This window comes from Rhodospirillales bacterium (assembly GCA_020638175.1).
In the GTDB taxonomy this organism is placed as follows: Bacteria; Pseudomonadota; Alphaproteobacteria; order Micavibrionales; family Micavibrionaceae; genus JACKJA01.
Genome location: JACKJA010000002.1, coordinates 1399487 through 1426439 on the forward strand (window position 1 = coordinate 1399487; position 26953 = coordinate 1426439).

Consider the following 26953-nt stretch of genomic DNA (forward strand, 5'->3'; position numbering starts at 1 on the left):
AAGGGCCATGGTAATTTTCCGTGGCCCTTTTATTATGGCCCCATAGCAATGAACGAAAGAAACAATGCCATGAGAATTTTTGCCGCCCTCTGTCTGGTCTTTTTTATCGGCACGCCCGCCCATGCCGGCGAATTCAAAAAAACTGCCGCACAGGATGAAGCCACTCAGCAGGTCGAACCGATCCGCGAACCGCTGGCCATTGTAACACAGGACGGCGTTACGCATCCCTTCAGGGTCGAAATTGCCCGCACGCGCGAAGAATTGATGCAGGGCCTGATGAACAGGCTGGAAATGCCGGAGGATGCCGGCATGCTGTTTATCTTTGCCCGTGAGAACCCACGGTCGTTCTGGATGAAGGGCACCTTTATTCCTCTTGATATGGTGTTCATCCGGGCTGACGGCACCATCCACCACATCCATCATAATGCTGTGCCGCACGACCAGACCGGCATCCCGTCGGAAGGCCCGGTTTTGGCCGTATTGGAAATCAATGGCGGCGTTGCGGAAAAGCTGGGGCTGAAGCCGGGGAACAAAGTTCTCTACAAGACATTCGGCACAGCCCCCTTACAAGTAGAATAGTCTTGCGATTTTCCCGGGGACGGGGTACAACGTCACGGTCTTTTGACAATACGGGGTGTAGCGCAGTCTGGTAGCGCGCCTGCTTTGGGAGCAGGATGTCGGGAGTTCGAATCTCTCCACCCCGACCATCTGCCTTCCCGGCTTGGGAGTTTAAACATGAAACCGGCCGCAAACGATCATGAACAGCTCTGGCGCGACTGGGCCTGCAAAGCGCAGAATGGCGACAGCAAATCCTATAACGCGCTCTTGAATGCGCTCCTTCCCTACATTCGTAATATTTTGTCCGGCGGACTGGCCAATGCCGACTGGGTCGAGGACATCACGCAGGAAGTTTTGATATCTGTTCACAAGTCCCTGCACACCTACAGCCCCGATCGTCCGTTCAAGCCGTGGCTGGGCGCCATCATCAATTTCCGCCGGACGGATTTCCTGCGCAAGTACTATCAGGAAGGGAACAAGCGGCAAGCCGCCCTTGACGATACAAATATTTATCAAAAGCATGTAACCGATCCGGCCTATGCGGGCGAATTAAAGGATATGGAGCAAGCTCTGGCGCAACTGCCGGAACAACAGCGCAAAGTCTTTCGCTTGATGCGTATCGAGGGATACACCGCGCAGGAGGTGGCGGAAAAGACGGGGATGAGCGTCGCGGCGATTAAAGTGTCCGTTCATCGCTCGGCAGGCAAGCTGAAAAAAATATTGGGAAACGGTTATGAGTAAACAGACCACAGAAAATTTGATCGCCGGGCTGAGCGCGGAATTTAAACCCATGCGTCCTCTGGCACATCCTTTGACGCGGATTACGCCGTGGTTTGGGGCAACGTTGCTTTATGTCACCGCCCTGTCTGTTCTTTTGGGCATGCGGGCCGATGCGCAATCCCTCCTGCAAACATCTTCGTTTTTATTTGAAGCCTTGATGGTTTTACTGATGGCTGTTGGTGCGGCGCTGGCGACCGGTTGGCTGGCGGTTCCCGATATGCGCGGACAGGGCTGGCTGTTGGCGGTGCCAACAACCTTGTTTGCCCTGTTCATGGGCTGGCTGGCGGTACAAGCTTTGAGTACGCCGCTGCATGCCGATTTTCATGTGCATGGCTGCAGCTTGAATGCGCTTCTACTCATTGCCCCGCCATTTGCCGCTTTTGTTTATACCGCGCGTAAAGGCGCAACGGTAAGGCCATTGTGGATGAGTTTTATGACGTTGCTGGCTGTGGCCGGGCCGGGCTGGATTGCGTTACGTCTGGCGTGCCCGGTTGACCATATCACTCATCTGTTCCTGCATCACTTTTTGCCTTATGCCGGGGTAGGGGCTTTGACAGGGATGCTTGCCCGTCGTCTCTACCGCTGGTAATTTAATCATAGCAAACGATTCCATCGGCATGAGGATAGTGTCATCATGAATGTTATCATATACAAACCGGCAAAGAATGCGATGCAGTCCGGCCGCGCCAAAACGAAAAGCTGGCAGATCCGGCCTGAATCCGGCGGACCGCGCCGCCCGGAACCGATTATGGGCTGGACCAGCACCGAAGATACGCTGAACACGGTGAAACTGGCTTTCGATACAAAGGACGAAGCCATCGCCTACGCCAAAAAGAAAGGCTGGAGCTATACGGTCGGCATAGAGCATGCCCGGAAAGTCCGCCCCCGCAATTACGGTGATAAATTCCGCTATATCCCGATCGAAGAGTAAGGGCTTGTTAGGAATTGCGATTTAGAATAAAACATCGGTTCCAGGCGCCCGTAGCTCAACCGGATAGAGCAACTGCCTTCTAAGCAGTAGGTTACAGGTTCGAGTCCTGTCGGGCGCGCCATTTTTCTACAACTACCCCTTCATCAAAATTGATGGCAACAAAATCACGTTATCGCCAGTGCACATTGTAGCCTGAGCCGCACAAAAAAAGGTCCGGAGAGCTCAAGAGCATCTCCGGACAAACGGCGGTAATAGAGGGTGTGTAATTATTCTTATAGAGCAACCGGAAAGTTTTTGCAAGAAAAAAAGCAAAAAAAGTGCAAAAAAACCGCGGAAAACCAAGTACTTCCGGTTGTTTCGATAAAATCAACTCTTTCTTGGGCAAAAGACAAGTTCAACTGTATTTGACTTGTTTTTGGAAGTTTCAAACCCGCCTAAGTAATGGTTGTTTTTATATTTGTTTTTACTTGATGAGTTTATTGTAATAAAAGCATCAAAAACAGAAGAAAATGTATTATCGCAAATATATAACTTGAAAATGCGAATAAAACAATCTCAATGCGCTTAGTATTTTACAAAGTTCTTTCAATCGGGTTTTTTAAAATTTCCATGCCCCATTCGGCCCACGACCCGTCATAAACACGGATATTGTCGTATCCGGCCTCGTTTAGCCCCAATGTCAGGACACAGGCCGTCACACCACTGCCGCAACTTGTCACGATTTCGCCGGATAAATCCATACCGTCAAAAATCGCCTTTAAGGCATCGGGGGATTTGAAGCGTCCGGTTTCGGAATTAATCATGTCGCCAAACGGCAAATTCAGGCTACCGGGAATATGGCCGCTGACCAGACCGGGGCGCGGTTCAGGAACGCTGCCGTCAAAACGCTCCTTGCTGCGGGCATCAAGAATAGTGGCGGTCTCCTTGTGATCGACAATCAGCCGGATGTGATCTTTGTCACAGACCATTTCCGGATGGAACCGGGCGTTAAACATCCCATACGCCGGGGCAGGGGACCTCCCGCTTTCCAGAGATAAACCGGCGGCGCTCCATGCCGCCATACCGCCATCCAGAACCCGGACATTATCGTGGCCAAAAACCCGGAACATCCACCATGCCCGCGCACAGGCGTAAGGAATGCCGGTATTGTGATAAACAACCACGAGATCATCGCTGGAAATCCCCAACCCGGAAATGGCGCCGGCGAAGTCCTCTGCCGACGGCAACATATGCGGCAAGTCCGTTGACAGGTCGGCAATACGGTTAACGTCGAAAAATTGCGCGCCGGGTAAATGACCTGCCTCAAAATCCGCCTGCACATCCACGCCGGAACCGGGCAGGGCAAAAGACGCATCCAGCAGCCTTATCGGACGGTCTTTCTCAAGAAAGGAGTGAAGCGTTTCAACAGAAATAAGCTGAGAGGAAGACATCATGGCAATAAACATCCTTGGATCGTTTATGAAAGCTTCATATTGCCGTGAAGAGACGGCGATGAAAAGAGACTTGATAATTTAGAAGAAAAAAGAACTCTCCGGTCTTTGATAGATTACGAAAGGAATGTTTTCGAATAATAGTCAAAAACGGGAGCGCTCAGGTTTTCCCAAGCGAAAGGATATTCCCCTCAAATTGTCCGGCAGCATTTGGCCAAGTGTAGTGGTCCAGAACATGTTGATGGCGTGCCTGACGGGCGTCCGGGGAATCGGGATCCAGCCGTTCAAAAGCCGCCCGCAGATCGAGGGATGTCGAACCCAGCAGGGGCGTAGAAAGAATGCTGTCATTGGCCGTAGAAGGAACGGCAATAACATGCAACCCACTGGCCAGGGCTTCGATGGTTACAATTCCGAATGTTTCCGTGTCGGACGGCATGCAAAAAACATCTGCCGAACGGAAGTGCGCGGCCAGGTCTGCGCCCACTCTGCGCCCGGCAAAAACAATATCGTTATCATTGGCGTGTTTGCGCTTTAGCCCTTCGAGTGCGGGGCCGCCGCCGACAACGATCTTTGTGCCGGGCAAATCTGCATTCAGGAAGATATCGATCCCTTTTTCGGGAGCAATACGGCCAACATAAAGGCAAACAGGCTTTGCCGCATCCTGGAACAACGTTTTAAGTCCCGGTTTGAACAAATCCGTATCGACCCCTCTGGAAAAAGGGCGCATAGGAGCCGTAAAACCAAACTCTTTTAATTCGCGCTCCAGTCCTTCCGTAGCAACCATCAGGCAAGAAGAGTTTTTGTGAAAAGCGCGCAAATAAGCGATCGTTGCTTTCCGGGCGGCGGTTTTAAGAACAGGCACATAACGTTCGGCGTAAATATGGAAGTTGGTGTGAAAACAGGTTGAAAATTCCTTGCCGTGCCGGCGGCAATACATCTGCGCCGCCCAACCGAGCGTTCCTTCGGTGGCGATATGGATATGATCCGGCTGTAAATCCTCGATTTTCTGTTTGACCTGACGATAGGGGAGCCACGGAATGATGTGAATATCAGGATAAAAAGGAAGCGGTTTGGCGCCTTTAAAGTCACTGGAACCCAGAACGGTAATCTCGTGGCCTTTTCCTTGAAGCTCCGGTGCAATATTCGTGTACGTCGTATTGACGCCGTTTGTCTGCCCTTTGGCTTCTGAAATAACAAGAATTTTCATGGCGGCTCTGTTTCTGGAAAGTGGTGAACCATTTCAATAACACATAACGCTTTGCCGCTTTATAAACGGGAAGGAAATTATATGGCAAGAAATTTCTTGAGAGAGATGAGGGCAAAAAACAACCTTTTTGAACATGACGACAAGCTCCTTGCCCGCAATGGGAGCAAGTAATCCAAATTCAAAATCTGCCAAGCGATGATTGAGAAGAAAAATGGCTCTCGGGCCGGATTCGAATTGGCCCTACAAGCCACTGATTTATTGAGTTAATAAAATTGTGAATAAAGCTGTATACCCGAAAATATACCCGAAAATTCCAATGTGTAATTGTTTTTCACACTCTGAGTATGATATAACATTTTTCACCTTCTGGTAAAAGGGTTCTCCTCGCAGAACGCATTTTGTAAGACTTGCGTATTGCTATTGGTGTTACAGGAATTGTTCCTTGGAATATTTCATGCGTAACTCCTTGTTGGTCACTAGACTAAGCAGTATTCGTACTGCATGGACGCCAGAAGGTCTAGATGAGGAGATTTTGCCTATGAGTGAAAATTCAAAACGCAAAAGCCCTAGCTGGACGCGTGAGTTAGCGAATGTTTTGAAGTGGTTTTTACTGCTTTGGAAGGTTTTAGACTTTGTAAGACGTCTGGCTAGTGACTACCGCCTGAAAGAAGATAATGCCCTACAATTACGAACTGTGTTTTAAAACCCCTAAAAATCGTTGGATATTTGTTCCAACTAACGAATGCCAAGATAAAGGGTATGAGTTTGTAGATGCTATTAAGGAAAAGTGGGGGTGCCCTGATTATTTTTACCATTTTAAATCTGGAGGGCACTTAGCAGCTATAGGACAGCACCGAGAAAGTGCTTGCTTTGCAAAAATAGATTTAACCAATTTTTTTCCAAGCATATCCAAATCTAGGGTTATAAGAGCTTTAAAAGATATAGGCGTTCACTACGAATTAGCTGAGAAAATAGCAGGCTGGAGCACTGTTAGGGATAAAGAAGACCGTGATAAGTACGTTTTGCCATACGGTTTTGTCCAATCTCAATTACTCGCTAGTATATGCCTAGATAAATCAGCGATTGGTCACTACCTAGAGAAAGACCTCCCCGAAGATATTTTAGTTACAGTTTATGTTGATGATATAATTTTGTCTTCAGATGATAAGAAAAGCTTGGATTACGCCTATAACGGGTTATTAGAGGCTGTAGACAGGTCTGGTTTTGCGATTAATGAAGCAAAGTCTCATGGGCGCAATGATAATGTGACCGCATTTAATATTGGCATAAATGATAACGAACTTCAGATAATTGAAGACAGATTTAGTGAGTTTCAGAAAGCTGTTGAATCAGGCGGTATCAAGAGAAGAGACGCCATAATAAACTACGTGAACAGCGTTTGTCCTGCGCAAGCTTCTATCTTAGTAGGCTGATCCATTTTCACGCATTATGTTCTATTGATGTTCTTTTGGCGTCAGTCCGCACATATACGACAAGAGAATATATGTGCGGACATCCCCCCTTCCGTCCCCCAAAGGGGGAGGCACACACTTCTATTACCTTGATTTTTTTACCAATAAAACGCAGTATTGGCGAAAGTTCGCTGTAAAGCGAGCTTGGGGCTTCGAAACCCTTAATCATACGCGGCTGGCATCAGCCGTGAGTGATGCGCTTCTAAAACGCATCACAGGATGCCGCTCTTCGGTCTTATGGCCGGGAGCGGCGGCTATGTCCAAGGCTCCGGCCCAAAGGCCGTCGGCCATTTATCGTATGATTAGTGGTTTCGAACTCCCGGCTACCAAGAGGTTTTATCTCTTGGTGGTCTGTTCGAATTTAAACTGAAAGGCTGCTAACATGCGCATATTTATGACTTTATTTTTTCTTGGCTTTGGATCTCTATCACTTTCAGCTTGCGTTACTAGTGGCGCAAACCCTTTTTCCGCTTTACCAGCTACTTTTACCACTGAGAATATTATGCAGGTGCATCAAGGCATGAGTTCAGATGAGGTGCTCGCAATGTTCGGCGAACCCAAGAGTGTTGATGTGGCTGTGTGTGGTATGCCTCCAAACCAGTGGACCTGCACAACATGGAAGTATGGTGAATTTCCTTATGAAACGGCGAGTTTTACTTTTAATGGAAAGCATGATTCTCTAAGGTTGAACAATTTTGAAGTAGATAGAGATTAGCAATGAAGAAATCGCATGTGTTTTTTGGTTTAGCATTCCTGATGCTAGGGTATTGGGCAACGCATAATTATGATGTAAACGCCTCATGCTACGATATTTTAGAAATAGGCAAGCCACTCCATGGCCCGATATTGCTCGATAAGTGTAAAGGCAGAACTTGGACGCTTGTTCAGGATGAAACAACCCTGAATCAGCTTGGATACGTTTCAGACGATGGTGAAGATAAAGAAATAAATACGGTGGTATGGACTAGAGTGCATCGAGGCGGAGGGGTTGTAACTTTTGATAACAAAGAAAAATAAACTATCTTAAGCGGTTGGTGGCCGCCTGTTTTTCTTCATCTGTCATCCTGCGTTTGTGGAAAGGGTTTTTTCCAAAGCGGAAATGCCACAGTGGGCAATTTTTAGCTGCACATAACCGAACTTCGGACGGTTTTTCTAAACAGCATTCTAAGCAGTATTTTCGTATGGCTTTTACCAGTGTTTTTTTATCGCAATTTTCTGCGGGTGTGTTTGTATCTAAAATCTTTTTCATTGAAATTTTCTCCATTGCTAATGCAAAAAGTTGGGAAGAAAGAGCGTTTAAGAAGTGAAGGCCCGTTGATTAATACGATCCTGCATCCATGCGTCGATTTCGCTTTCTAGCCATGCGACTGAACGGGCGCTTAAATTGATATTTTTAGGGAAGTTGCCTTCACTGATGCTCAGATAAATTGCGCTACGGCTCAAACCTGTACGAGCCATAACGTCTGTTAATCTAAGGAAGCGTTCTTTTTTAGGCGTGTCTAACATTTGTATCCTTTCTATGTTCGTCCCAGTGGATACAAATATTTTTAATGGAATTTAGGCTGTCGCTATAAAGATGATGGAAGGAAAATTTCTTTTGAAAAATTTAGAAAATTTTCTGAGCGTGGCGTTCTTTATGAGTTTCTTTAATAGCAGTTTCTATTTGAGAGATTGTGATGCTGGGTTCTAATGGCTGAATGATAAATTTTAGCAGCTCGGAATCGCCCATTTCTCTTTTGGAAATGTATTCGCCTTTGTAATAACGGCTTTGCTCTAGCTTGTGACCGATTACAGGTTCTAATACAGGTGCAATTAAAACGATCCAATGATTTAAAGACCTGCTTTTTTTGAATTTTCTGAAATCAACCTCGTCCATAGTAAATTCAATAGAATCTAAAATCACGTATAACAGCTGCATCACTTTTTCGGGTGCATCTGCTTTGTTTAAACCAAATTCTAATGGTTGCTCTCTTATTTTATTTAAATGGCCTTTTAATGAAGGATAGTTCCACTCAAGCCGACGGCAAAAGCTATCAATTAATTCAAGCTGAAAGTTTCCAGAATTTAAAACTTTCTCCAACGAAGTTTCAGCTTTTTGCAAATGAGTAACTGCTTTTTGAAGTTCTCTTTTAATTTCATTAGGCGGTAACGAAGTCTCGTAAAAGCTATGAGAGCGAATATAGCTTCTTGCACTCAGATAAATTTGATTTTTTAGTTCTGTTTTTAAATTGTGATCTTCAACACCTAAAATACTGAACAGTTCAGTGAAAAATTCAGGTGTATATGCTTTTTCAGTATTCATTTTTTCAGGTCATCAATATAGTTAGCCCATTCCTGCATCATAACCGTACGCTGATCGAGGAATTGTGTGCGATCATAGGCGCGGCCAAGGCTGGTATTAGGGGCGTGAGCAAGTTGGCGTTCGATAATTTCGCTATCATAGTTCAGCTTTTCCCGTATGGCGGTGCGAGCCATGGCACGGAAACCGTGGGCGCTGTGCCGATTTTGAAAGCCAAGAGAGCGGACGGCTTTTGAAAGGGTATCACGGGCCATGTGTTCACGGGGATTGGTTTGTTTTGTGAATACGTATTGTCGATTCCCGTTTGTTTTTTTCATTTCGTGAAGAATTGCGAGAGTTTGGCTTGCCAGAGGTACAACGTGGTCAAATCCCATTTTCATTTTCTCGGCAGGGATGAGCCAACGGTTATCATTGAAGTCAAATTCGCTCCATTCGGCGGCGGCGAGTTCTATGGGGCGTACGAAGGTTAGTGCAAGCATTTGCAAGGCTAGGCGGGTTTGAGGGAAAAGCCGGGCTTCATTTCTTTCCAGTGCGGCTAAAAATTCAGGTATTTCATGAGGTTGTAAGGCTGGCTGGTGTTTGACGCGGCGAACGGCTAAAGCGTCCCCAATATCGGCAGTGTAATCTCTATTCGCAGAGCCTATGGCCATGGCATAGCGGAAAATCTGGCTGCAATATTGCCGTGCACGGTTGCGCATTTCATAGGCGCCGCGGGCTTCAATCTTTTTGAACATATCCACAATATCAACGGCGTTAATGTCTTTCATCGGAATATGCCCGATTTCGGGCAGTACATCTTGCCCTAGGCGCTTTTCAATATCTCTGATGGTTTTTTCTTTTACTTCCTGTCGTCGTTTATTCAGCCATTCTTCGGCCACAAGAGAGAAGGTGAGGGCGCGTTCTTGGCGTTTTAGACGTTCCTGATCTTTTTTAAAATCATTGGGGTCTATGCCGTTGGAAACAAGAGTGCGGGCTTGTTGGTGTAATTCTCGTGCTTCGGCTAGGGTTGTTTTCGGGTATATCCCGATGACAAAAGTGCCGTTTTTATGAGAGCCATTATCACGCTTGAGCTTGTAATCATAGCGCCAGCTTTTACCGCCAGCCTTCATGATAAGCAGGTAAAGCCCTTGTCCGTCGCGGAGTTTGTAATTCTTCTCCGTGGGTTTAGATGTCCGACATGAAAGGTCTGTAAGTTTCATTTTCGGGTATCTCCTTTTTGGCATGTACCCGAATACCCGAAAATATACCCGAAAACATGCTAGAACTGATTAAATCTCCTCGGACTTTCTTGGAATAAAAATTCTTTGAAAGCGTCGGATTTCCTAATGTTCTGGGAGTGTATGGGATTTCTTTGGAAAAAGATAGTGGCTCCCCGGGCCGGATTCGAACCAGCGACCAAGTGATTAACAGTCACCTGCTCTACCACTGAGCTACCGAGGAATACAGAAGATATATACATCAACTGTTGCCAGTGCGCCGTTTTTATACTGTCACGCAAAAGCTGTCAACCGCTAACTGATGTTGGAGGCACGGGCCGGAATCGAACCGGCGTACGAGGATTTGCAGTCCCCTACATGACCACTCTGCCACCGCGCCATTGCGTTGAAAGCGGATATATGAATAGAGGATTGTGTTTCACATTTCCACCTTTTTCTTGAATCCTTTTTAAAAGTTCCGCCGCACCGGGAAAGACTGGAAAAATCTTTGTTTTTCAGGTAAAACAATAGAAGGCTTTTCTGCCTGTTCTTTTTTTTCGCTTTTCAGCTAACTGGAAAATGACCCATGACAAACAATCTGCAAGCCGCCGCGCGTAAGAATATGGTGGAGTGTCAATTGCGTCCCAACGGCGTTACCCGGGCGGATCTTCTTGCACTATTTGAAAGCGTGCCGCGTGACGCATTTCTTCCCTGCGGTGATGCCACCAAGGCTTATCTGGACGAAGATGTGCTGGTCGGCAAGGGCCGGATCATGATTGAGCCGGTGATTTTAGCGCGCATGCTGCAGGCTGCGGCGCCGTGCGCCTCCGACATCGTTTTGAATATCGGCGATTCTTGCGGCTACTCAACGGCTTTGCTGTCCAGCATGACGACAACGGTCATTACGCTGGAGTCCTATGCGGGCCTGCTGGAGGATGCTCGTAAAGTCTGGACGGCTATGGATTTTTGTAACATTGCCGTTGTGCAGGGAGCAAGCCGCGAAGGCTATCCGAAACAGGCGCCCTATAACCTGATCGTTATCAACGGAGCCGTCGCGGGCGTGCCGCAAAATATTCTGGATCAACTGGCCCCGAAAGGACGTCTGGTAACAGTTCTTCAGCCGCTGGGCGAAAGGATGGGGCAGGTGGCTCTGTTCGTAAAAACGGCGGCAGGTGAAATTTCCAGCACATCCAATCTTTACGATGCGGCGACCCCCTACGTACCGGGGTTTGAACCTGTTCCGGTTTTTGAGTTTTGATGATATGAGCGCGCAACCTCTCTTTCGCTATGCTTTTCTGACTGCCTTGATGGCGGGTTTGCTGCTTGCGGGGACGGGGTTTTCACGGGCACAGGAAAATGACGCCCCCATCTTTCAAAAGCTGGAAGATATGCTGCGGCTGGCCTACATCGAAAACCCGGACTTAAGAGCCGCCCGCGCAGAATTAAGGGCAACAAATGAATTATTGCCTCAGGCTCTGGCCGGATGGCGTCCGTCTGTCAATGCCTCGGCGGACATCACCAAAGCAAAAATGACCGGCAGCAACTTTGGCGCGGCGGAGGGATCAACCTCCAAAACGCTCGAAATGGAACTGACACAGCCCGTTTACCGCGGAGGACGCACGCTGGCGGAAACGGAAAGCGCCTATAACGCTATTCTGGCCCGGCAAGCCATGGTGCAGGGGAAAGAACAGGACGTGTTGCTGGCGGCGGCGACGGTCTACATGAATGTCCTGCGCGATCAGGCTTTGCTGGATCTGGCGATCAATAACCGGGAGGTGATCGCCAAACAGCTGGAAGCCACGCGCGATCGTTATGAAGTCGGCGAGCTCACCAAAACAGATGTAGCACAGGCGGAATCACGGCTGGCCCGCGCCGATGCCGATAATATTCAGGCACGGGGAGCCGTCAAAGCCAGCTATGCCGCTTATGAGCGGGTAATGGGCAGAGCGCCGGAAACACTGGGCTATCCGATATTACGCTTTCCGTTCCCGGACGACCTCGATCAGGCTGTTTTAAAGGCTGAACAGGATAACCCGTCCGTTTTGGCCGCGGAACTTTTATATCGCTCATCGGAAGAAGATATAGAATCTGTATTCGGGGAATTATTGCCGGAGCTGAATATTGCCGCGTCATGGGATAAATCATACGACCCACAGCCGGGCCTGAGTGATGAATCGTCCAGCAAAACAATCGGGCTGGTAGCGACAATCCCGCTTTATAGTGGTGGCAGCACCCGATCACGCGTGCGGCAAGCCAAACATACGGCCAATCAACGTTATCTTGAGATCATCAGCGTCCGGCGCGGCGTTCGCGAACAAATTATAGAAAACTGGGAAGCGCTGGCAACGGCAAAGGCTGTCTCCGAATCAAAAGCCGCCCAGGTTAAAGCCGCGGCCTTGGCCCAGGAAGGGGTGCATCAGGAAGCGGAACTGGGGGGGCGCACGATACTTGATTCTCTGGATGCCGATCAGGAAATGATGGATGCACAGGTTGATCTGGTCATTGCGCGCCGGGATATGGTCGTCGCTTCTTTTGCGCTGGCCGCGACAATAGGGATGCTCACTCCGGAAATTCTGGGCTTTTCCGATGTCGCAGAAGACTATAATAGGGAATTACAGGCGGCCAAATGGAAAATTCTGGGGATGGATGTGGATATTGATGGGAATAATCCCTAATCGCCCTTTGACAAGAGGGCCGCAATATACCAAACTCCATGAGATTAACAGTGTATTGAATTTACTCTCTTTTTGCTTATGTCAGACGAAGATAAACAGAACGAACAAGAACCTTCGATCGAAGAGATCCTAGCCTCCATCCGCCAGATTATATCTGATGAGGATGAGGAAGGTGCGCCTGCGGAAGAGGTGGCTGAAGAAGCCGCCCCTGAGCTGGAGCCTGTTGTCGAGCCTGAACCGGAACCCGTCGAAGAGGAAGAAGAAATCCTCGAATTAACCGACATCGTCGATGAAGAACCGGAACCCGTCGAAGAGGAAGAAGAAGTTGAAATTGATCTCGTCGATGAAGATATCGAGCCGCTTGAAAGCGGGGAATCGATTTTGACGGAAAAAGCTGCCGAAGCAACTTTGGAAGGTTTTGCCCGTCTGGCGACAAACATCGCTTTGCAACGCAGCGGTCAGGGCGTAACGCTCGAAGATATCGTCAAAGACATGCTGCGTCCGATGCTTCGCGAATGGCTCGACGCTCATCTGCCGGACCTGATCGAACGCCTGGTGGCCGAAGAACTGGAACGGATTTCCCGTCAGGCCCGCGATTAAACGTCACTGACATAAAAAAAACGCAATAAAAAAGGCTGTCCGTTTGGCAGCCTTTTTACGTGGTATTCGGTAATGTAAGAAAATCTTACTTCTTGTCGTCGTTTGCACCGCCGGACAGGAAGCTGCCGTAACGGTTTTCAAATTTGGACAGCTGGCCTTTTTCAACAACCTTGTGCGCACCGCCGGTATAGGCCGGGTGCGACTTGCTGTCGACGTCCAAACGCAAAATATCACCTTCCGCGCCATAAGTGCTGCGGGTTTTATATTCTTCGCCGTCCGTCATAACGACGGTGATTTCATGGTAATCGGGATGAATTTCGGCTTTCATTGTTAAATCTCCTGCTTGATCGAGTGGGCTTTTTATCGTTTATAGAGCGGGATTGCAAGTATTTTCTTACATAAAAAGGCGCTCTTTATGAACTGGTGGCACCCGGAACGCTTCGAACAAAAACGCGGGAACATGGAAACGCGGGCAAAACTCGTCAAAGCTGTGCGGAGCTTTTTCGACGAACAAGGCTTTTATGAGGTCGAAACCCCGATCCTGCAGGTTATGCCGGGGGCAGAGCCGCATTTACATGCCTTTAAAACGGAATTGCTTAATCCGCACCGGGACCGGCGGCAAACACGCTATCTTCACACCAGCCCGGAATTTGCGATGAAAAAGCTGCTCGTCGCGGGGTGGCCTAAAATCTACCAAATTTGCCACACCTTCCGAAATGCCGAAGGATCGCCCCAGCACAACCCCGAATTCACCATGATCGAATGGTACCGGGCACATGCGGATTACCGCGCTATTATGGATGATTGTGTGGGTCTGCTGCGCGCCGTGGCCATGGCCTGCAACATCACGCAATACCGCTATAAAAACATGACCGCCGATCCTTTCGCGAACTGGGAAATACTCTCTGTCTGCGAGGCCTTTGATAAATATGCCGGCTTTGATCTGGAGCCGCTGCTGGATAATGAAAGCGCGCTCAGAACGCAGATTAAAAATCTGGATATTCATACCGCGCCCGACGACACATGGGACGATTTGTTTATGCGCGTCATGGGGGACATTATCGAACCGCATCTGGGGCAGGGCACCCCGACCATCATCTATGATTACCCGGTTTCACTGGCGGCATTATCGCGCCCTGTGCCGAGCGATCCCCGTTTTGCTGAACGCTTCGAACTCTATGTCTGCGGCATGGAACTCGGCAACGCCTTTGGCGAACTGACGGACCCTCAAATCCAGCGTAAACGGTTCGAAGAAGATATGGCCCTGAAAGAAAAGCTTTATGGGGAACGCTGGCCGCTTGACGAAGATTTCCTTGCCTCCCTCGAACATGGCATGCCCGAAAGCGGCGGTATAGCACTGGGCATTGACCGGCTCGTCATGCTGGCCACCGGGGTGGAAAACATCAAAGACATTTCATGGTGTAATTAGTTTTTATCGCACGGATTGGAAGGAACATTCACCGGATAGGCCGTTACGATATCATCACCCTCGCGGTCCAGAACCACGCGAACGACAAGCCCGCCATCATCCTGCTCCGACACGTAATAGCCGTTATCTTCCTGATGCCAGATCACATTATCGTTCGCAGCAAGCGCCTTGACGGTTTTAATAACCTGCTGCGCATCCCAGTTTTCAGGAAATTCGGTTTTACAGGGCTTGTTTACACCATGTAGGTGTCCGCCGCCGCTTTCATCACCATAGAGAATGTGAATCCGCCGCCGTTCGGACAGGCGAGGCGGGAGGTTATCATTGGCCGGAACCAACTGCCCTACAAAGGCCACGGGTCCGCTGAGCGCCTCAACGACTTGCGGGCGCTCGCCGCTAATGATCCATCCGGCAAGACCCGCAATGATTCCGATAATAAAGATAAGCCGTTTAAGGTTTTTGCTCATACATCAATGACAGCCACAGCCATGCCCGCAGCTTTCCGCCGCCAGCGTTTTTCCGGCGCTGCCCAGATCGGCAATCGCCTCATCCAGACGCGCAACCAGCGCTTCCTCGCCCTTGCGCAGCCAAACCCGCGGGTCGTACTGTTTTTTGTACGGCGTGCCGTCATCCGGGTCAATTTGATGCTGGAAGGCCTTTTCGTTGGCCATGACATACGCGCCGACGCCGTGGGCAAAAGCAAATTGCGTATCCGTGTCGATGTTCATCTTGAACACACCGTAAGAAATAGCCTGCGAAATTTTGTCCTTTTCGGACCCGGAACCGCCATGGAACACAAGGTCCAACGGATTGCCGTCCGTCCCGCATTCCTTTTGCACCAGATCTTGTGCATTTTTCAGGATTTCCGGAGTCAGCTTCACATTGCCCGGTTTGTACACGCCGTGAACATTCCCGAACGACGCCGCCAGCGTGAAGTGCCCGATCCCGGACAATTCTTTCCACGCCCGCAGGCAATCTTCCGGCTGGGTATAAAGGGAAGGGTTGTTGATATTGTCTTCCGATCCAATGCCGTCTTCTTCACCGCCGGTACAGCCCAGTTCGATCTCAAGGCTCATGCCGAGCGGCGCCATTTGCTTCAAAAGCCGGGCCGATTCATACAGGTTGAAATCAATATCCTCCTCGGACAAATCCAGCATGTGTGAACTGAACAGCGGCCGTCCCGTCGCCTCGAAATGCGCCTCGCTGTAACCGACCATCGCTTCCACCCACGGGATCAGCTTCTTATTGGCGTGATCGGTGTGCAAAACAACGCAAATCCCGTAATGCCGGGCCAGGAAATGAACATGCTGGGCCGCAGCCACCGCGCCCAAAACCTTGGCCTTGAATGAATCCTCGATCCCTTTCCCGGCATAGAACTGTGCGCCACTGTTTGACAACTGGATTATGATATCCGACTTGTTCTTCGCCGCCGCTTCCATCACGGCATTGATAGAATTCGTTCCCACGACATTGACCGCAGGCAGGGCATAGCCACCCTCTTTACAAGCCTTCACGAGTGTCAAATAATCATCACCCGTAACAACGCCGGGATTAAGAGAGGTCATAGCATCTACTTTCTGTTGTGTTTAAGCCGCCGCTGCTGCGCTGTTATAGCCCACAGCATGCATTTTCGCGCCGGTATCGAGCATCCGGTTCGAAAAGCCCCATTCATTGTCGTACCATGTCATGATCCGCACCAGCTTCCCGTCGACAACCTTTGTTCCTTCCAGAGAAAAGATCGAAGACAGCGGATTATGGTTGAAATCGCTCGACACCAGCGGCTCATCATAAGCACCCAAAATGCCGTCCAGATCACCGCCGACAAATTCCTTGATCGCAGCATTCACTTCCTCGACCGTCGTGGCGCGTGAAGCGATGAATTTAAGGTCCACAACCGAAACATTCGGGGTCGGAACACGAATTGACACGCCATCCAGCTTGCCGTTCAACTCCGGCAACACTTTACCAACAGCTTTCGCCGCGCCGGTCGATGTCGGGATCATGTTGGTGGCTGCGGCCCGCGCACGGTGCAAATCCTTGTGCATCGTATCAACAACGCGCTGATCCCCCGTATAGGAGTGAATCGTCGTCATAAAGCCGCTTTCAATACCAATCTTGCTGTGCAGGGCATGAGCCACCGGTGCCAGGCAGTTCGTGGTGCAGGACGCATTGGAAACGATCCGGTGATCGGCACTCAGCTTGTCGGAATTCACCCCGAACACAACCGTCAAATCTTCATCCGTTGCCGGCGCAGAAATCAAAACTTTCTTGGCGCCCGCCTTTAAATGCATGGAAGCGCCATCGCGCGATGTGAAAATACCCGTGCATTCATAGGCAATATCAATGTCCATTTCACCCCAAGGCAATTCCTCTGGGTTGCGGACCTGAACGACTTTCACACGCTTGCCGCCCGCAATCAGGATATCATCGCCCTCGGTCGAAACTTCGAACGGGGAGGGGCCATGCGTGCTGTCGTATTTCAGAAGGTGAGCATTGGTTTTAAGGTCTGCCAGATCGTTAATCGCGACAATCTCAATATCGTCACGGCCCGATTCAACCCATGCCCGAAACACCAGACGGCCAATCCGCCCAAACCCGTTAATCGCTACGCGTGCAGTCATAAAAAGTCTCCTCTATCTATCAAGTGCTTTCGTGAGCATTAAAATTAAATCGTTGTCCGAATACCTATAAACCTTGTTTGTAATAATGTGAATAGCCTGTGACGGTGTTTTGTCAAACCGGTAAAATGCGATAACCGGAACAGCGAAAACATCAGCCCAACCCAGCTCTATACCCAGTCCCGTTGAGGGGTAGGACACTTCCGCCAAGAGCAAGTCTGAATTTTTTATGATCTCTTTCGTGTTTTCCGGCGCGCGGTTGCCGTCATGGGGAAAATGAAAATCATGGGCCTGAGACAACGCCGATCTTTTTAAAGGCTCATAGAGTTCCTTTTCAAAATCGAACACGGTTGAATGGCCGACATGGATTTTCATTTGTTCCTCACTTTTAACGTCACCCCCGCGAAGGCGGGGGGCCAGAAAGCATAAATTTCCATTTTCTGGATTCCCGCCTTCGCGGGAATGACGGCGTAAATAAACAGTTCAATTTACTTATCTTTCGCCTTCACTGCCTCGACAACCGCATCGGCGGTGATCCCGAAATGCTTGTAAAGCTCACTGGCTGGCGCTGAATCACCAAAACCGGTCATACCGACAAAAATGCCGTGCGGACCGATCAACCGATCCCAGCCCTGACGTACCGCGGCTTCAATCGCAACCTTGATGCTGTCGTTACAGGTTAGGCTGGCTTGGTATTCACCGTCCTGTGTAAAAAACAGATCCATGCAGGGAACGGAAATAACGCGGACAGCCATGCCCTTGAGTTTATCCTTGGCTTCCAGCGCAATCGACACCTCCGATCCCGTCGCAAAGATCGTTACATCTGGTGCCCCTTCACAATCGGACAGGACATAAGCCCCCTTGGCGCATTTGTTCTCGGTGCTCAGTTCCCGCACAGTCGGCAACCCTTGACGGGTCAGTGACATAATGGAAGGTGTCTCAATCGTATTCAGCGCAAGTTCCCAGCATTCTGCCGTTTCAATCCCGTCGCACGGTCGATAAACATTCAGGTTCGGAATCGCCCGCAGCGCCGCCAGATGTTCGACCGGCTGGTGTGTCGGGCCGTCTTCGCCCAGCCCGATGGAATCGTGCGTCATCACGTGAATGACGCGCTGTTTCATCAATGCCCCCAGACGAATGGCCGGACGGGAATAATCGGCAAACTGCAAAAACGTCCCGGCATACGGGATAATTCCCCCATGCAGCGCCATGCCGTTCATAATCGCCGCCATGCCGTGTTCGCGCACACCATAATAAATGTACTGACCATTATAGCCGTTTTCCGGGGTAATATCTTCCGGCCCCTTGATCTTGGTGTTTACCGACCCGGTCAGGTCTGCGGAGCCGCCAATCATGAACGGCAATTCCACAACCAGCTTCTCCAGAACCTTGCCCGATGTCTGGCGGGTAGCCAGCTTAGGCTTTTCAACAGCAAATTCCTGCTTGATCTGCAGGATCAGTGGCGCAATCTCCTTGCCGACATCACCGTTCAGCACATCCATAAACCGGTCGCGGTAACGGTTGCGTTCGAAAGCCGTTTGCCATTCGGCGAAATCTTCCTGATTGCGCTGGCCGGTCATCCGCCACTGTTCCATGATCTCCAGCGGAATTTCAAAAGGCTCGTGCGGCCAGTCCAGATTTTTGCGCGCCCCGGCAATTTCATCCTCACCCAGCGGCGCCCCGTGCGCAGCCGCGCTGTCCTGCTTGGTCGGTGCCCCAAAACCGATATGCGTCTTGCAGCAAATCAGCGAGGGCGTATCGCTGCCCCGCGCTTTGTTCAGGGCATTCGTAATCTCATCATAACCGTGGCCGTCAATTTCCTGTACATCCCAACCATACGCCTCAAAGCGCTTGCGGGTGTCGTCGGTAAATGTCATATCGGTCGAACCGTCGATACAGATATTGTTGTCATCATACATCACGATCAGTTTCGACAGCTTCATGCGCCCGGCAAAGGAACAGGCCTCGTGGCTGATCCCCTCCATCAGGTCACCATCTCCGCAGAACACGTAAGTATAATGGTCGGTCAGATCCGGGAAATGATTGGCCATGATTCGCTCAGCCAGCGCAAAACCGACGGAGGAAGCGATCCCTTGCCCCAGCGGTCCGGTGGTCATTTCAATGCCGCATTCGACATCGACTTCCGGGTGACCGGGCGTCAGGCTGCCGAGCTGACGGAAATTCTTGATCTCTGGCATGGTCATCTTTTCATAGCCCGTCAGGTAATTGACGGCGTAAAGCAGCATCGACCCATGCCCGCCCGACAGGATAAACCGGTCGCGGTCCGGCCAGGCCGGGTTCAAAGGATCGAATTTCAGGAATTTGCTAAACAGGATCGTCGCCACATCCGCCATTCCCATCGGCATGCCGGGGTGGCCGGAGTTGGCTTTCTGCACGGCATCCATCGCCAGCGCCCGGATGGCATTGGCCATGTTTTTATAGTCGACTTCCGGCGTTTCGGTTCCTGACAAAGCGGCCTGCGTGCTCATAGCGATCCTCTCAACTTGGTTTTTTTATAATGTTTGCGTCCCGCTTTTTACAACGGAGCCGCGGAAAAATCAAAGCCGATGAAAGATATGCGGGATTTTTTCAACAGGTGAATTGAAAAAAAGTAAGCGCCTGCTTGACCGGAGAAACATTTGCCTGCTAAGCACGGATAATCAGGGTTCATATTTATTGATAACCAAGAGGGCCACAATCGTGTCAGCTTTATTAAATGTTCTGGATCAACTCGATCAGTCCGTATCCGCGCTGGAAGACAGCGCCAACATCGCACAGGAACGCGCGGCGCGCGGCGGCCAGACGGATTTGTTTGGCGGCGCTCCGGCGCTTGATCCGGCGGTACTGGCGCAAAAACTGGATATTGCTATCGAGCGCGTCGAACAGGTTTTAAGAGAAGGGTAGAATCATGGCTGAAGTTACACTCACCATTCACGGTCAGAATTACGGCATAGCCTGCGATGACGGGCAGGAAGGCCGGGTCAAGGAACTGGGACGCTACGTTGATTCGCGCCTGCGGGAAATTGCCTCTGCCGGGGCCGCGACCACCGAATCGCATTTGCTTGTGCTGGCCGGTCTGGTTTTGGCCGACGAGATTTATGAGCTGCGCGAAGCGCTCGAAACCGCCCGGAACACGCCGCCTTTGACCGCGCAACCGCCGCAGGCACCGATTGTTACAAACGGGGCCGGGGCAGGGCTGTCTTCTCAGGATGAACAGGCCGCCGTCGAGATGATCGAACAACTGGCCGCCCGGATCAACAGCGTCACCGGACGTTTAGCGAACGCGGCTTGACGTTAGAACCTCTTCGACCTGCTGTGCCGCCCAGTCAATCTCGGCTCTGGTGATAATCAGCGGCGGCGCAAAGCGAATGGTAACCTCGTGGGTTTCCTTGCACAGCACCCCCTTGCGCTGAAGCTTCTCACAGATCGAACGGGCAGATGCCAGCGCTGGATCAATATCCATACCGATCCATAATCCCGCACCTCTAATTTCAGTTATTAATTTAGAATCAATGGATTGCAACTTGTTTTTAAGGTAATCCCCTAACTCAGCACTGCGCGCCGCCAGTCCTTCCTCTTCCAGAATAGCCAGCGCTTCAATCCCGATAGCTGCGGCAATCGGGTTGCCGCCAAATGTCGAGCCATGCGATCCCGGCTCAAACACATCCATAACCTCTTTACGGGCCAGAAAAGCAGACACAGGGTAAATCCCGCCGCCCAGCGCCTTGCCGAGGATCAGCCCGTCCGGTCTGTCAATTTCATGCTGGAAAGCAAAGTTCTTACCCGTGCGCCCCAGCCCCGTCTGGATTTCATCAAGGATCAACAGCACATTATGCCGCCGGCAAATATCCTGAACCTGTTTTAACCAGCCCTCCGGCGGGATAATAATGCCCGATTCCCCCTGCATCGGCTCGGTCATGAAGGCACAGGTCTCCGGGGTAATCATAGCCTCCAGCGCCGCCGCATCGCCAAAGGGAACGGAATCAAAACCGCCGTCGAACGGCCCGAACCCGCGCTTGTACAAATCTTCATCCGAAAAACCGACAATCGTCGTGCTGCGCCCATGGAAATTGCCGTGGCTGACGATAATCCGGGCCTTGTCCTTTGCGATGCCCTTGACATCATACCCCCAGCGCCGCGCCGCCTTGATTGCCGTTTCCACGGCTTCCGCCCCGGTATTCATCGGCAGGACTTTATCCATCCCGCTGACCCGGCAAAGCGCTTCAGCGAAGGCACCGAGCTTGTCCGTGTAAAATGCGCGCGAAGGCACATCCAGCCGGTCGAGCTGTTCATACAGCGCTTTTTTAATCCGCTGGTTGCCATGCCCGGCACTGACCGCGCTATAGGCGCTCAGGAAGTCAAGATACTTGTTCCCCTCAACATCCCACAGCCAAACTCCTTCGCCTTTGCACAGGACAACGGGCAGGGGCAGGTAGTTGTGAGCCAGATATTGATCTTCGCGGGTGATATAATCTTTCGTATCCATTTTTCTATTATACAGCCCTTGAAAGGAAATTTTGAAATCCTTTTGTTAACGTGCTACATAAATCTCCGCTGCGGGGTTCGTGATACGCCTTTATTCCCGAGACCGATAATCTATCGCCAGGGAGCTGTCCCTGGCCGGACTTAGTGTTTTGCCGCTTGGTCCGGTTACCACGGCACCCACCTGTTTTACAGGGTCACTGGTGGATATTGAGATCGTACACGGCCCGCGCGGCACCCTAAATATAGAAACAAAGCGCCATGAGTGATAAAGAAACCATGAGAAAAGAAGCGATGCGGGTACGCGATTTCATCGATCCCGCCAGCGAGGATGTGGATGACATCATCGCGCTGTTCATGGACTCGATTAAGCCGGACCACGAGCAAATCATTGCCTTGTATTGGCCAAAGGGCCGCGAATTCGACCCGACCGGTTTGCTGGATCATTTGTTGCGCGAGGGCTGGACGTGCGCGCTGCCGGTCATCGAAAAAGATAAACGCGCGTTATCCTTTGCCCGCTGGGATGAAACCATCCCCCTGATCGAAGGGCCATTCGGCATTATGCAGCCGGCAACCGAGGAAGCCGATTGCTGGGTAGAACCGGACATTATCTGCGTGCCGTTTCTGGCCTTTGACCGCCGGGGGCACAGACTTGGATATGGCAAGGGCCATTACGACGCTACACTGGAAGATTTACGAAGCCGGAAAGATATCTTGGCCGTCGGACTGGGCTATGCCAAACAAGCCGTATTGTTTAACTTGCCAACCGAAGAGCATGACCAGCCGCTCGATTGGATTATCACCCCTCAAAACGCACACCGCTACAGTGTTTAGAAAGAGAGTTTAATGTGCGTATATTGTTTTTAGGTGACGTCATGGGACGCTCCGGCCGCGACGCCGTTGAAAAACATCTGCCGGGCTTGAAAGATCGTTATGACATTGATGTGACCATCGTAAACGCCGAGAACACAGCGCATGGCCGCGGGCCAACCATCAAAGTCTGTAAGGATTTTCTGGCCATGGGCATCGATTGTATCACCGGCGGCGATCACATCTGGGACCAGCGGGAAATCATCCCCTACATCCATGATGAACCGCGTTTGCTGCGCCCCTTGAATTTTCCGGAGGGCACGCCGGGGCAGGGCACGCTGCTGCACGAGCTTGATGATGGCCGTAAAATCCTGATCGCCCATGCTCTGGGCTGTCAGGGTATGAAACCGCTGGATGATCCCTTTGCCCGGAGTCTGGAAATCGTGGAGCGCCACCCGATGGGACGAAATGTGCAAGCCATTTTTATTGATTTTCATGCCGAATACACGGGCGAAAAAATGGCCTTTGCCAAGTTTCTTGAGGGCAAGGTTTCAGCCGTCATTGGCTCCCACACACATGTCCCGACGGCCGACGCCCACATTATGGCGGGCGGCACAGCCTATCAGAGCGATTCCGGCATGTGCGGTGACTACGACAGCGTCATCGGTATGAAGAAAGAAGAGCCTATACGTCGCCTGACCCGTAAAATGTCGATGGAACATTTCACCCCGGCTGATGGCGAAGCCACCCTGTGCGGCGTTATTGTTGAAACGGACGATAAAACCGGCAAAGCGCGGAAAATAATTTCCATTCGCCAGGGCGGCCTTCTGGACGCCCGTCTCCCGGATTTATAGGAACTCAGAATTCACTACTATAATCGTCCTGCCCCTTACCCGTGGGAGAATCAGGGTTCCGATCGAAATAGCGGGAACACGCATCGACCAGCGCTTGCAGAAGCTCACTGCCGTTTGCGCCGCCATCCCCGGTAATCCGCCCATGGATAATCGCACGGATCGTCGTTTGGAAAGCTTCGATAATCTCCAGAATATCTTCGTCCAGCTCATCGATAACTTCCAGAAAACGAATAAGGTGATCGGCAATTTTTGTAACCAACGGAAAATGAAACATGGAACCGTTGGCCTTAAGCTGCATCGTCGGATAGAGAATTAAAGCGATAGCGCCTTCATTGTCACCGGTTTTTGTTCCTTCACGGTGGGCGGCAATCCCTTTCTTGATCTTGTCGAGATAAATGTCGGCCAGAGGCGCAAAATCAAGCGTATGATTTTCAAGCAAAGCCTGCGCCTTGTCGATGATCTCATCGGCCAGTCCGCCGCTGCCGACTTTTTCCTTCAGGATGTTCGGCGGCATAATAAATTCGGCTTTACGCCGGGGTTCGCGGCTAAAATAAGACTGCGGGTCTGTCACACGTTTACTCCTGTAATATAATTAAAACCGGCCTAGTCGTCGCCTTCTGCCCTGTCGACCAGGTCCAGATCAAACTTGTCACCTTTGGATAGCCCGGCATCCTGCCTGATTTTTTTCAGGGACGCCGCACCTTCTTTTTTCTGTGATTCAATTTTCTTACGGGTCTTTGTATCCATGAAATCAGCTTCCCGGCGGAAGGGACCAATATAGCTTTGCTCCAGCTTCCGGCGCCGGTCCGGCCCGAAAAAATCTTCTGATCGGACAAATTGCCGGGGCCGCTCAATCACCTGCACAATCCGGCGATACAAATCTTTGGCCGTAAACGGTTTAACAAGAAACTCGGTCACGCCGGAATCACGGGCTTGTATAACGCGCCGCCTTTCACTGAAGCCCGTCATCAGGATAATCGGAACATACCGGTTAGGACCGGTCAGGTCATTACGAACGAGGCGTGTAAAAGAAATACCGTCAACCGGCTGCATCATCCAGTCGGCAATGATGATGTCAGGCCTGTGCTTTCGGTACATCTGCAAGCCTTCTTCACCATTATGCGCCGTCACCACGTTACCGACGCCAAAGGTCAGCAACAAAGATTTGGCTATTTCCATCATCGGCAAGTTGTCTTCTACAACCAACACCGTAATTCTGTACAGTTGATAAGCCATAACAAATACTGGTTAAACCTGTTCTCTCTGGATACAAGATTTTTTTATTATTATTCTATAATTATACATGTCTTTTTGTTGAAAAAAACTTAATATTTTCAATTAGCAAAACACCGCCGGCCGCACAAAAAAGTGATGCGAAAATGTGTTCAGGCTTGCGGTTTTCCTGAAAATCCGGCATTTTGAGCGCCGGGTTTAACACAATAAAATCTAAAGACACACAGGAATATATAAAATGGCCGGTCACTCCAAATGGGCAAACATCCAGCACCGCAAAGGCAAGCAGGATAAAATCCGCGCAAAGATCTTTTCCAAGCTGGCACGGGAAATCACCGTGGCCGCGAAAATGGGCGGCGGCGATCCGGACATGAACCCGCGCCTGCGCCTGGCAGTTGCGACGGCCCGCGGCCAATCCATGCCGAAAAACAACATCGAAAATGCCATCCAGAAGGGGGTCGGCGGCGGCGAAGGCGACGATTACGTCGAAATCCGTTATGAAGGCTATGGTCCCGGCGGCGTAGCCGTCATTGTAGAAGCCCTGACCGACAATAAAAACCGGACAGCCGGGGATGTGCGCTCGATCTTCTCCAAATCCGGAGGGAACCTTGGCGAAAGCGGCTCTGTCGGCTTTATGTTTGACCGGGTAGGGCAAATCATTTACCCGTCTGACAAGGCCGATGGCGACACCATGTTTGAGGCCGCCGTCGAAGCTGGCGCCAACGATTGTGAGAGCGGTGACGAAATCCACGAAATCACCTGTGACCCCGATGACTTTGCCGCCGTCCGTGAGGCGCTGGTTGCCAAATTTGACGAACCGGAACGCTCAGGCCTCGTCTGGCAGCCCAACGTCATGGCTGAAGTCAACGAAGAACAAGCCTCCTCGGTCCTGAAACTGATTGATGCGCTCGAAGATCACGACGACGTCCAGAGCGTCACAACCAATTTCGATGTCAGCGACGAAATCATGGAAAAACTGATGAGCGTTTGATATCTGCAGCAGCGAAAAATTTGTTCTTGTTCTGTTCCGATAATCTGTTATCCTGATTCTGGCCGTTGTCTTTGTCCGCATGTACGGGACAAACGATTGTCATCCTGAGGGAGCGAAGCGAACCGAAGGATCTTTTATCGCAGATTCTTCGCTTCGTTCAGAATGACAGGTCTTATTGATGTTTATCTTAGGCATAGATCCGGGATTGCAAAAAACAGGGTGGGGGATTATCGAATCCCACGGCTCGGCTTTGAAATTCATCGCCTCCGGTTTGATTAAAACGACAAAAGAGCTGCCTTTATCCGCCCGGCTGGCACAACTTGATGACGGCCTTGCCAAAGTCCTGAAGGGTTGGAATCCGGACACAGCCGCCGTCGAGGAAACCTTCGTCAATAAAAACCCGGCTTCGACCTTAAAGCTGGGACAGGCGCGGGGCGTTTGTTTGCTCGCCCCGGCCCGCACGGGACTGATCGTCCATGAATACGCGACCAACCTCGTCAAAAAATCAATCGTCGGCAACGGCCATGCCTCCAAAGACCAGATGGGCATGATGATCCGTACCCTATTACCGGCCAGCGGCACTGTCAGCGAAGATGAGGCCGACGCGCTGGCCGTGGCCATTTGCCATGCCCATTTTTCTCAAACGGCTGTCATTCTGAGCGAAGCGAAGAATCTCGTGAATGATGGAAAATAGATCCTTCACTTCGCTCAGGATGACAAGATAGGATAGAACATGATTGCAAAATTATCCGGCATACTCGACAGCATCGCGCAAAACACCTTGATCCTCGATGTGAACGGGGTGGGGTATCTCGTCCATGCCAGCGCCCGCACCCTGGCACAGGCCGGGCAGACGGGTGATCCGCTCTCGCTGCTGATCGAAACCATCGTCCGTGAAGATGCTTTTAATCTCTATGGCTTCCGTGACGCCGCCGAACAGGAATGGTTTCGCCTGCTGACCTCGGTGCAGGGCGTCGGAGCCAAGGCCGCGCTCGCAATCCTGAGTGTCTCGCCGCCCGACCAGCTGGGTTTTGCCATCACCGCCGGTGATAAAACCGTGCTGACCCGCGCCGATGGTGTCGGGCCAAAACTTGCCTTGCGGATTTTGACGGAGCTAAAGGACAAAGCCACAAAGATTGATCTGAGTCCGACCCCTGCCAAAGGGAAAGTCGCCGCCCAACCCGACGCGCCCGCCAATATTGCTAATATCGACAATGACGCGGTCTCGGCTCTCATAAATCTCGGCTATGGCCGCAGCGATGCGTATCAGGCCGTACTACAGGCTAAACAAAAAGCTAACGACAATGATGACCTGCAAACCTTAATTCGCCTGGCTTTAAAGGAATTGTCATCCTGAGCGTCAGCGAAGGATCTTTAGATTCTTCACTTCG

General features: G+C 50.7%; 34 protein-coding genes, 4 tRNA genes and 1 other RNA gene. 22 read left to right on the forward strand and 17 right to left on the reverse strand.

Going from position 1 to position 26953, the window contains the following annotated elements:
- The first annotated feature begins 192 nt into the window (after positions 1–192).
- The 6 genes from H6868_06820 to H6868_06845 all read left to right on the forward strand — a co-directional run bounded on the left by H6868_06820 (position 193) and on the right by H6868_06845 (position 2390).
- Entirely contained in the window at positions 193–579 is a 387-nt protein-coding gene (locus tag H6868_06820; protein ID MCB9989032.1) for a DUF192 domain-containing protein, read from the forward strand.
- Positions 580–630: 51 nt separating this feature from the next.
- A tRNA-Pro gene (locus H6868_06825) sits at positions 631–707 on the forward strand.
- 28 nt (positions 708–735) lie between these two features.
- On the forward strand, positions 736–1299 hold the full coding sequence (locus H6868_06830; protein ID MCB9989033.1) for a sigma-70 family RNA polymerase sigma factor: 564 nt from the start codon (positions 736–738) through the stop codon (positions 1297–1299).
- Positions 1292–1927 (forward strand): DUF1109 domain-containing protein, encoded by a 636-nt coding sequence (locus H6868_06835; protein ID MCB9989034.1) that lies wholly within the window; start codon positions 1292–1294, stop codon positions 1925–1927. Before H6868_06830 ends, H6868_06835 begins: the two co-directional genes overlap by 8 nt.
- Before the next feature lie 45 nt (positions 1928–1972).
- On the forward strand, positions 1973–2269 hold the full coding sequence (locus H6868_06840; GenBank protein ID MCB9989035.1) for an ETC complex I subunit: 297 nt from the start codon (positions 1973–1975) through the stop codon (positions 2267–2269).
- Between the two features lie 44 nt (positions 2270–2313).
- Positions 2314–2390: transfer RNA gene (locus tag H6868_06845), tRNA-Arg, on the forward strand.
- 451 nt (positions 2391–2841) lie between these two features.
- On the opposite strand, the gene sseA is transcribed toward H6868_06845, so the two are convergent.
- Entirely contained in the window at positions 2842–3699 is an 858-nt protein-coding gene (gene sseA, locus H6868_06850) for a 3-mercaptopyruvate sulfurtransferase (GenBank protein ID MCB9989036.1), read from the reverse strand.
- A 160-nt stretch (positions 3700–3859) separates the two neighbouring features.
- Entirely contained in the window at positions 3860–4906 is a 1047-nt protein-coding gene (locus H6868_06855; protein ID MCB9989037.1) for a glycosyltransferase, read from the reverse strand.
- A 538-nt stretch (positions 4907–5444) separates the two neighbouring features.
- On the opposite strand from H6868_06855, the gene H6868_06860 reads away from it, so the two are divergent.
- From H6868_06860 to H6868_06875, 4 genes are all read left to right on the forward strand, one after another.
- On the forward strand, positions 5445–5609 hold the full coding sequence (locus H6868_06860) for a hypothetical protein (GenBank protein ID MCB9989038.1): 165 nt from the start codon (positions 5445–5447) through the stop codon (positions 5607–5609).
- Entirely contained in the window at positions 5581–6339 is a 759-nt protein-coding gene (locus tag H6868_06865; GenBank protein ID MCB9989039.1) for a hypothetical protein, read from the forward strand. Before H6868_06860 ends, H6868_06865 begins: the two co-directional genes overlap by 29 nt.
- Positions 6340–6760: 421 nt before the next feature.
- Positions 6761–7093: a hypothetical protein gene (locus tag H6868_06870; protein ID MCB9989040.1), complete on the forward strand. Its 333-nt coding sequence runs from the start codon at positions 6761–6763 to the stop codon at positions 7091–7093.
- 2 nt (positions 7094–7095) lie between these two features.
- On the forward strand, positions 7096–7395 hold the full coding sequence (locus H6868_06875) for a hypothetical protein (protein ID MCB9989041.1): 300 nt from the start codon (positions 7096–7098) through the stop codon (positions 7393–7395).
- A 1-nt stretch (position 7396) separates the two neighbouring features.
- Here H6868_06875 and H6868_06880 read toward each other — a convergent pair whose 3' ends face one another.
- The 6 genes from H6868_06880 to H6868_06905 all read right to left on the reverse strand — a co-directional run bounded on the left by H6868_06880 (position 7397) and on the right by H6868_06905 (position 10273).
- The gene (locus H6868_06880) at positions 7397–7627 is read right to left on the reverse strand and encodes a hypothetical protein (GenBank protein ID MCB9989042.1); all 231 of its coding nucleotides are present in this window, start codon (positions 7625–7627) and stop codon (positions 7397–7399) included.
- A 47-nt stretch (positions 7628–7674) separates the two neighbouring features.
- Positions 7675–7884: an AlpA family transcriptional regulator gene (locus H6868_06885; GenBank protein MCB9989043.1), complete on the reverse strand. Its 210-nt coding sequence runs from the start codon at positions 7882–7884 to the stop codon at positions 7675–7677.
- A gap of 100 nt (positions 7885–7984) precedes the next feature.
- Positions 7985–8680 carry a hypothetical protein gene (locus tag H6868_06890; GenBank protein MCB9989044.1) on the reverse strand — a complete coding sequence of 232 codons (696 nt, stop codon included), beginning with the start codon at positions 8678–8680 and terminating at the stop codon, positions 7985–7987.
- Positions 8677–9876: an integrase arm-type DNA-binding domain-containing protein gene (locus H6868_06895; protein MCB9989045.1), complete on the reverse strand. Its 1200-nt coding sequence runs from the start codon at positions 9874–9876 to the stop codon at positions 8677–8679. The genes H6868_06890 and H6868_06895 overlap by 4 nt, the downstream gene beginning before the upstream one ends.
- 166 nt (positions 9877–10042) lie before the next feature.
- Positions 10043–10117: transfer RNA gene (locus tag H6868_06900), tRNA-Asn, on the reverse strand.
- Between the two features lie 82 nt (positions 10118–10199).
- Positions 10200–10273, reverse strand: a tRNA-Cys gene (locus H6868_06905).
- Between the two features lie 186 nt (positions 10274–10459).
- Between H6868_06905 and H6868_06910 the strand changes: the two genes are divergently transcribed.
- The 3 genes from H6868_06910 to H6868_06920 all read left to right on the forward strand — a co-directional run bounded on the left by H6868_06910 (position 10460) and on the right by H6868_06920 (position 13148).
- Positions 10460–11131: a protein-L-isoaspartate O-methyltransferase gene (locus tag H6868_06910; GenBank protein MCB9989046.1), complete on the forward strand. Its 672-nt coding sequence runs from the start codon at positions 10460–10462 to the stop codon at positions 11129–11131.
- Between the two features lie 4 nt (positions 11132–11135).
- Positions 11136–12548 (forward strand): TolC family outer membrane protein, encoded by a 1413-nt coding sequence (locus H6868_06915; protein ID MCB9989047.1) that lies wholly within the window; start codon positions 11136–11138, stop codon positions 12546–12548.
- Between the two features lie 78 nt (positions 12549–12626).
- Positions 12627–13148: a DUF2497 domain-containing protein gene (locus tag H6868_06920; protein MCB9989048.1), complete on the forward strand. Its 522-nt coding sequence runs from the start codon at positions 12627–12629 to the stop codon at positions 13146–13148.
- Between the two features lie 85 nt (positions 13149–13233).
- Here H6868_06920 and rpmE read toward each other — a convergent pair whose 3' ends face one another.
- On the reverse strand, positions 13234–13476 hold the full coding sequence (gene rpmE / locus H6868_06925) for a 50S ribosomal protein L31 (GenBank protein MCB9989049.1): 243 nt from the start codon (positions 13474–13476) through the stop codon (positions 13234–13236).
- A gap of 87 nt (positions 13477–13563) precedes the next feature.
- On the opposite strand from rpmE, the gene genX reads away from it, so the two are divergent.
- Positions 13564–14577 carry an EF-P lysine aminoacylase GenX gene (gene genX, locus H6868_06930; GenBank protein MCB9989050.1) on the forward strand — a complete coding sequence of 338 codons (1014 nt, stop codon included), beginning with the start codon at positions 13564–13566 and terminating at the stop codon, positions 14575–14577.
- Here genX and H6868_06935 read toward each other — a convergent pair.
- The 5 genes from H6868_06935 to tkt all read right to left on the reverse strand — a co-directional run bounded on the left by H6868_06935 (position 14574) and on the right by tkt (position 19681).
- Entirely contained in the window at positions 14574–15041 is a 468-nt protein-coding gene (locus H6868_06935; GenBank protein ID MCB9989051.1) for an EndoU domain-containing protein, read from the reverse strand. The genes genX and H6868_06935 overlap by 4 nt on opposite strands.
- A gap of 3 nt (positions 15042–15044) precedes the next feature.
- Positions 15045–16139: a class II fructose-bisphosphate aldolase gene (gene fbaA, locus H6868_06940; GenBank protein ID MCB9989052.1), complete on the reverse strand. Its 1095-nt coding sequence runs from the start codon at positions 16137–16139 to the stop codon at positions 15045–15047.
- Positions 16140–16160: 21 nt separating this feature from the next.
- Entirely contained in the window at positions 16161–17195 is a 1035-nt protein-coding gene (gene gap / locus H6868_06945; protein ID MCB9989053.1) for a type I glyceraldehyde-3-phosphate dehydrogenase, read from the reverse strand.
- Between the two features lie 12 nt (positions 17196–17207).
- Complete coding sequence (locus H6868_06950) at positions 17208–17567, reverse strand: hypothetical protein (protein MCB9989054.1); 360 nt, start codon at positions 17565–17567, stop codon at positions 17208–17210.
- A gap of 113 nt (positions 17568–17680) precedes the next feature.
- Positions 17681–19681 carry a transketolase gene (tkt, locus tag H6868_06955; GenBank protein ID MCB9989055.1) on the reverse strand — a complete coding sequence of 667 codons (2001 nt, stop codon included), beginning with the start codon at positions 19679–19681 and terminating at the stop codon, positions 17681–17683.
- Between the two features lie 211 nt (positions 19682–19892).
- Here tkt and H6868_06960 point away from each other — a divergent pair, with 211 nt between their 5' ends.
- Both H6868_06960 and H6868_06965 read left to right on the forward strand, forming a co-directional pair.
- A complete protein-coding gene (locus tag H6868_06960) occupies positions 19893–20096 on the forward strand; it encodes a hypothetical protein (protein MCB9989056.1) in 204 nt (67 codons plus the stop codon).
- Positions 20097–20100: 4 nt separating this feature from the next.
- A complete protein-coding gene (locus H6868_06965; GenBank protein ID MCB9989057.1) occupies positions 20101–20484 on the forward strand; it encodes a cell division protein ZapA in 384 nt (127 codons plus the stop codon).
- Here H6868_06965 and rocD read toward each other — a convergent pair.
- Positions 20467–21678, reverse strand: coding sequence for an ornithine--oxo-acid transaminase (gene rocD, locus H6868_06970; GenBank protein ID MCB9989058.1), 1212 nt, complete (start codon positions 21676–21678; stop codon positions 20467–20469). The two genes, H6868_06965 and rocD, sit on opposite strands and share 18 nt — an antisense overlap.
- A 62-nt stretch (positions 21679–21740) precedes the next feature.
- Here rocD and ssrS point away from each other — a divergent pair.
- The 3 genes from ssrS to H6868_06985 all read left to right on the forward strand — a co-directional run bounded on the left by ssrS (position 21741) and on the right by H6868_06985 (position 23338).
- Positions 21741–21916: non-coding RNA, 6S RNA (gene ssrS, locus H6868_06975), on the forward strand.
- A gap of 37 nt (positions 21917–21953) precedes the next feature.
- Entirely contained in the window at positions 21954–22508 is a 555-nt protein-coding gene (locus H6868_06980) for a 5-formyltetrahydrofolate cyclo-ligase (GenBank protein MCB9989059.1), read from the forward strand.
- A gap of 14 nt (positions 22509–22522) precedes the next feature.
- Positions 22523–23338 carry a TIGR00282 family metallophosphoesterase gene (locus H6868_06985; GenBank protein ID MCB9989060.1) on the forward strand — a complete coding sequence of 272 codons (816 nt, stop codon included), beginning with the start codon at positions 22523–22525 and terminating at the stop codon, positions 23336–23338.
- Positions 23339–23342: 4 nt separating this feature from the next.
- Here H6868_06985 and H6868_06990 read toward each other — a convergent pair whose 3' ends face one another.
- Both H6868_06990 and H6868_06995 read right to left on the reverse strand, forming a co-directional pair.
- Positions 23343–23909, reverse strand: coding sequence for a hypothetical protein (locus H6868_06990; protein MCB9989061.1), 567 nt, complete (start codon positions 23907–23909; stop codon positions 23343–23345).
- 32 nt (positions 23910–23941) lie between these two features.
- Complete coding sequence (locus H6868_06995; GenBank protein MCB9989062.1) at positions 23942–24574, reverse strand: response regulator; 633 nt, start codon at positions 24572–24574, stop codon at positions 23942–23944.
- Positions 24575–24809: 235 nt separating this feature from the next.
- On the opposite strand from H6868_06995, the gene H6868_07000 reads away from it, so the two are divergent.
- The 3 genes from H6868_07000 (at position 24810) to ruvA (ending at position 26919) form a co-directional block, all read left to right on the forward strand.
- Positions 24810–25562 (forward strand): YebC/PmpR family DNA-binding transcriptional regulator, encoded by a 753-nt coding sequence (locus tag H6868_07000; GenBank protein MCB9989063.1) that lies wholly within the window; start codon positions 24810–24812, stop codon positions 25560–25562.
- Positions 25563–25740: 178 nt separating this feature from the next.
- Positions 25741–26256, forward strand: coding sequence for a crossover junction endodeoxyribonuclease RuvC (ruvC, locus tag H6868_07005; protein ID MCB9989064.1), 516 nt, complete (start codon positions 25741–25743; stop codon positions 26254–26256).
- A 39-nt stretch (positions 26257–26295) separates the two neighbouring features.
- Complete coding sequence (gene ruvA / locus H6868_07010) at positions 26296–26919, forward strand: Holliday junction branch migration protein RuvA (protein ID MCB9989065.1); 624 nt, start codon at positions 26296–26298, stop codon at positions 26917–26919.
- Positions 26920–26953 lie beyond the last annotated feature (34 nt).